This window comes from Flavobacterium sp. LS1P28, assembly GCF_003970335.1.
Lineage (GTDB): Bacteria > Bacteroidota > Bacteroidia > Flavobacteriales > Flavobacteriaceae > Flavobacterium.
In genome coordinates this window covers 1-5799 of sequence record NZ_RYDI01000035.1, presented here as the reverse complement: position 1 = coordinate 5799, position 5799 = coordinate 1, and the positions used below count along the sequence as shown (strand labels likewise).

General features: G+C 46.4%; 2 tRNA genes and 3 rRNA genes. All 5 read right to left on the bottom strand.

Annotated elements, in window-relative coordinates:
* Positions 1-92 precede the first annotated feature (92 nt).
* The 5 genes from rrf to EKL97_RS15435 all read right to left on the bottom strand — a co-directional run bounded on the left by rrf (position 93) and on the right by EKL97_RS15435 (position 5365).
* Positions 93-202 (bottom strand): 5S ribosomal RNA (gene rrf, locus EKL97_RS15455).
* A gap of 143 nt (positions 203-345) precedes the next feature.
* A 23S ribosomal RNA gene (locus tag EKL97_RS15450) occupies positions 346-3231 on the bottom strand.
* 188 nt (positions 3232-3419) lie between these two features.
* A tRNA-Ala gene (locus tag EKL97_RS15445) sits at positions 3420-3493 on the bottom strand.
* 90 nt (positions 3494-3583) lie between these two features.
* Positions 3584-3657 (bottom strand) — tRNA-Ile (locus EKL97_RS15440).
* A 194-nt stretch (positions 3658-3851) separates the two neighbouring features.
* Positions 3852-5365 (bottom strand): 16S ribosomal RNA (locus tag EKL97_RS15435).
* Together the 16S, 23S and 5S rRNA genes with 2 tRNA genes alongside form the textbook arrangement of a ribosomal RNA operon.
* Positions 5366-5799 lie beyond the last annotated feature (434 nt).

Genomic DNA, 5799 nt, shown 5'->3' with positions numbered 1-5799 from the left:
CAAAGAAAGGCGACGAACCGAGCCCGCAGGGCGAACACGTGGTATCTATAAACAAAAGAACCCCAGTCTTTTCAGACTGGGGTTCAAATAAAGAAAGGCGACGACATACTCTCCCACATAACTGCAGTACCATCTGCGCAGGCGGGCTTAACTACTCTGTTCGGGATGGGAAGAGGTGAGCCCCGCCGCAATAACCACCTTAAGAGGTTATAATTGCTTTGGGCAATTATTGTAATGTTGTTTATATCTTATAAACATCAGTTACATAATTTCTTAACATACTGAGATAAAGAAAATAAAAAGTATTAGAAAGTTTCTTCCTGCCGATTGCTCGGCAGGAAAAGCGTACATAAGCTTACGGGTTATTAGTACTACTCGACTATGACATTACTGCCTTTACATCTATAGCCTATCAACGTAGTCATCTCCTACGACCCTTAAAAGAAATCTCATCTTGTGGTGGGTTTCGCGCTTATATGCTTTCAGCGCTTATCCCTTCCAAACGTAGCTACTCTGCGATGCCACTGGCGTGACAACAGATACACTAGAGGTTTGTCCAATTCGGTCCTCTCGTACTAGAATCAGATCCACTCAAATTTCTTGCGCCCACAGTAGATAGAGACCGAACTGTCTCACGACGTTCTGAACCCAGCTCGCGTGCCACTTTAATGGGCGAACAGCCCAACCCTTGGGACCTTCTCCAGCCCCAGGATGTGACGAGCCGACATCGAGGTGCCAAACCCCCCCGTCGATATGAGCTCTTGGGGGAGATCAGCCTGTTATCCCCGGCGTACCTTTTATCCTTTGAGCGATGGCCCTTCCATGCGGAACCACCGGATCACTATGCTCTACTTTCGTACCTGATCGACCTGTATGTCTCTCAGTCAAGCTCCCTTATGCCATTGCACTCTACGCACGGTTACCAAGCGTACTGAGGGAACCTTTAGAAGCCTCCGTTACTCTTTTGGAGGCGACCACCCCAGTCAAACTACCCACCAAGCAATGTCCCCCGCATAGCGGGGTTAGGCCCTAGATAAACAAAGGGTTGTATTTCAACAATGACTCCACAACGCCTAGCGACGCCACTTCACAGTCTCCAACCTATCCTACACATCATTTATCCAAGGTCAATACTAAGCTATAGTAAAGGTGCACAGGGTCTTTTCGTCCCACTGCGGGTAAGCGGCATCTTCACCGCTACTACAATTTCACCGAGCTCATGGCTGAGACAGTGTCCAGATCGTTACACCATTCGTGCAGGTCGGAACTTACCCGACAAGGAATTTCGCTACCTTAGGACCGTTATAGTTACGGCCGCCGTTTACTGGGGCTTCATTTCAATGCTTCTCCGAAGATAACATCTCCACTTAACCTTCCAGCACCGGGCAGGTGTCAGGCCCTATACTTCATCTTACGATTTTGCAGAGCCCTGTGTTTTTGATAAACAGTCGCCTGGACCTCTTCACTGCGGCCTCGTATTGCTACGAGGCGACCCTTCTCCCGAAGTTACGGGTCTATTTTGCCTAATTCCTTAGCCATGAATCTCTCGAGCACCTTAGGATTCTCTCCTCGACTACCTGTGTCGGTTTGCGGTACGGGTACTTATTACCTGAAGTTTAGAGGTTTTTCTTGGAAGCCCTTAGGCGCACTATCTCTTCAACCGAAGTCTCCGAGTACTATCGTATTTCCCCAAGCCGCGTGGATTTGCCTGCGCAGCTTATAGGTAGGTACTTCAACGAACTATTCCGTCAGTTCGCGGCGCTTTCATCACTCCGTCACCCCATCACAGTAATAACTAGTACGGGAATATTAACCCGTTGTCCATCGACTGTCCCTTTCGGGTTCGCCTTAGGTCCCGACTAACCCACAGCTGATTAGCATAGCTGTGGAAACCTTAGTCTTTCGGTGTGCGGGTTTCTCGCCCGCATTATCGTTACTTATGCCTACATTTTCTTTTCTCACCGGTCCAGCATACCTTACGATACACCTTCTACCCTGTGAGAATGCTCCCCTACCACTTACAATTAATTGTAAATCCATAGCTTCGGTAATACGCTTATGCCCGATTATTATCCATGCTCGTCCGCTCGACTAGTGAGCTGTTACGCACTCTTTAAATGAATGGCTGCTTCCAAGCCAACATCCTAGCTGTCTGGGCAGACAAACCTCGTTCTTTCAACTTAGCGTATATTTGGGGACCTTAGCTGATGGTCTGGGTTCTTTCCCTCTCGGACTTGGACCTTAGCACCCAAGCCCTCACTGTTATGAAACATTATATAGCATTCGGAGTTTGTCAGGAATTGGTAGGCGGTGAAGCCCCCGCATCCAATCAGTAGCTCTACCTCTATATAACTTTAACCATAACGCTGCACCTAAATGCATTTCGGGGAGTACGAGCTATTTCCGAGTTTGATTGGCCTTTCACCCCTACCCACAGGTCATCCGAAGACTTTTCAACGTCAACCGGTTCGGTCCTCCACTATGTGTTACCACAGCTTCAACCTGCCCATGGGTAGATCACACGGTTTCGCGTCTAACACTACTGACTAAAGCGCCCTATTCAGACTCGCTTTCGCTACGGATCCGTGGCTTAACCACTTATCCTTGCCAGCAACGTTAACTCGTAGGCTCATTATGCAAAAGGCACGCCGTCACCCCACGAAAGGGCTCCGACCGCTTGTAAGCGTATGGTTTCAGGATCTATTTCACTCCGTTATTCACGGTTCTTTTCACCTTTCCCTCACGGTACTGGTTCACTATCGGTCTCTCAGGAGTATTTAGCCTTAGCGGATGGTCCCGCCAAATTCAGACAGGATTTCTCGTGTCCCGCCCTACTCAGGATACCACTATCGTTATCTTCTATTACTTATACAGGGCTATCACCTTCTTTGGCCCTACTTTCCAGTAGATTCTAATTCTATCCGCAACAAATATCGTGGTCCTACAACCCCAAAAATGCCGTAACATCTTTGGTTTGGGCTAATCCGCGTTCGCTCGCCACTACTTACGGAATCACTTTTGTTTTCTTCTCCTCCGCCTACTTAGATGTTTCAGTTCAGCGGGTTTGCCCACCTATCGGTGTACTATGTCTTCAACATAGTGGGTTGCCCCATTCGGGTATCTACGGATCATATCGTGTGTGCCAATCCCCGTAGCTTTTCGCAGCTTATCACGCCCTTCATCGCCTCTGAGAGCCAAGGCATCCCCCATACGCCCTTATTTTGCTTATTGTACCAACATTCAATTAAGAATGCCGTTTCTTTCACTTGCCTATAAATAAACAAGCAAAAAATGCTTTCTACTTTTTATTATTTTCTTATCTCAATATGTCAATGAACTTTAAAGTAGTGTTCAGTGTTCCGTTTTTAGTATTCAGTCGAAACTGAGTACTGATCACTGTAAGCTGATCACTCTTTTTGTGGAGAATAACGGAGTCGAACCGTTGACCTCCTGCGTGCAAGGCAGGCGCTCTAGCCAGCTGAGCTAATTCCCCAATCTTTTTTAATTATGAATTGTGAATTACGAATAACGATATATCGCGATTTCTCAACTCTAGAATTTCTTCTTTTTTTAAGTTAAATAGTTGTCTCGGACAGACTCGAACTGTCGACCCCTACATTATCAGTGTAGTACTCTAACCAGCTGAGCTACGAGACACTCTTTATACTTATGTCTAAAGCCGAAGGTCTTAAAGTCGAAAGTACTTGACTTTTGACATTGGACTTTACAACTTTACGACTGTAATATTATTTGAACTAACAGCAAGAGTAATATAATGTCAATATTTGTTTCCTTTTCGATATTTAGTCTTCTTTCCCTAGCGTGTATTGCTACTAACACTAAGGCTCTAGAAAGGAGGTGTTCCAGCCGCACCTTCCGGTACGGCTACCTTGTTACGACTTAGCCCTAGTTACCAGTTTTACCCTAGGCAGCTCCTTGCGGTCACCGACTTCAGGCACCCCCAGCTTCCATGGCTTGACGGGCGGTGTGTACAAGGCCCGGGAACGTATTCACCGGATCATGGCTGATATCCGATTACTAGCGATTCCAGCTTCACGGAGTCGAGTTGCAGACTCCGATCCGAACTGAGAACGGTTTTGTAGATTCGCTCCTGGTCACCCAGTGGCTGCTCTCTGTACCGTCCATTGTAGCACGTGTGTAGCCCAAGGCGTAAGGGCCGTGATGATTTGACGTCATCCCCACCTTCCTCGCAGTTTGCACTGGCAGTCTTGTTAGAGTTCCCGACTTGACTCGCTGGCAACTAACAACAGGGGTTGCGCTCGTTATAGGACTTAACCTGACACCTCACGGCACGAGCTGACGACAACCATGCAGCACCTTGTAAATTGTCTTGCGAAAGTTCTGTTTCCAAAACGGTCAATCTACATTTAAGCCTTGGTAAGGTTCCTCGCGTATCATCGAATTAAACCACATGCTCCACCGCTTGTGCGGGCCCCCGTCAATTCCTTTGAGTTTCATTCTTGCGAACGTACTCCCCAGGTGGGATACTTATCACTTTCGCTTAGCCACTGAAATTGCTCCCAACAGCTAGTATCCATCGTTTACGGCGTGGACTACCAGGGTATCTAATCCTGTTCGCTACCCACGCTTTCGTCCATCAGCGTCAATATATTAGTAGTAACCTGCCTTCGCAATTGGTATTCCATGTAATCTCTAAGCATTTCACCGCTACACTACATATTCTAGTTACTTCCTAATAATTCAAGTCAGACAGTATCAATGGCCGTTCCACCGTTGAGCGATGGGCTTTCACCACTGACTTATCTGACCGCCTACGGACCCTTTAAACCCAATGATTCCGGATAACGCTTGGATCCTCCGTATTACCGCGGCTGCTGGCACGGAGTTAGCCGATCCTTATTCTTACGATACCGTCAAGCTGCTACACGTAGCAGGGTTTCTTCTCGTATAAAAGCAGTTTACAATCCATAGGACCGTCATCCTGCACGCGGCATGGCTGGATCAGGCTTGCGCCCATTGTCCAATATTCCTCACTGCTGCCTCCCGTAGGAGTCTGGTCCGTGTCTCAGTACCAGTGTGGGGGATCTCCCTCTCAGGACCCCTACCCATCGTTGCCTTGGTATGCCGTTACCATACCAACTAGCTAATGGGACGCATGCTCATCTTTCACCGTTGTGACTTTAATAGTTCCTTGATGCCAAGGTACTATACTATGAGGTATTAATCCAAATTTCTCTGGGCTATCCCTCTGTGAAAGGTAGATTGCATACGCGTTACGCACCCGTGCGCCGGTCTCTGTCTCCGAAGAAACATACCCCTCGACTTGCATGTGTTAAGCCTGCCGCTAGCGTTCATCCTGAGCCAGGATCAAACTCTTCATCGTATATTTGTGAGTTCAGATAAATCTGTTCTCTTTGTTTATGCGACTAAATTCTAGTGGTTTTTTCAAATCTCTCAATTCTATTACTCTTATTCTTTTGTCTTGTCTTTTGGACAAGACGGCTGTCAATTCAATATGTCTAGGAACGTGTTCTTTTATTTCTATCACCTCTATCAACACTTGTTATAGCGTTTCTCGAAGCGGGTGCAAAAGTACAACTTTCTTTTTAACTAACAAGAAAAATGTGAAGTTTTTTTTGAGATAATTTTTATATCCCTTTCTTCTGCTTTTCTTATCAATCTGTCAACGAACATTGCGCGTTTTGCGGGGTGCAAAGGTAACATCCTTTTCTATTCTCACAAGCTTTATTAAATCTTTTTTTGAAAATAAATTTTCCTTTTGATCTAAGTAACTTGCCAGTATTTTAAAGAACTTCT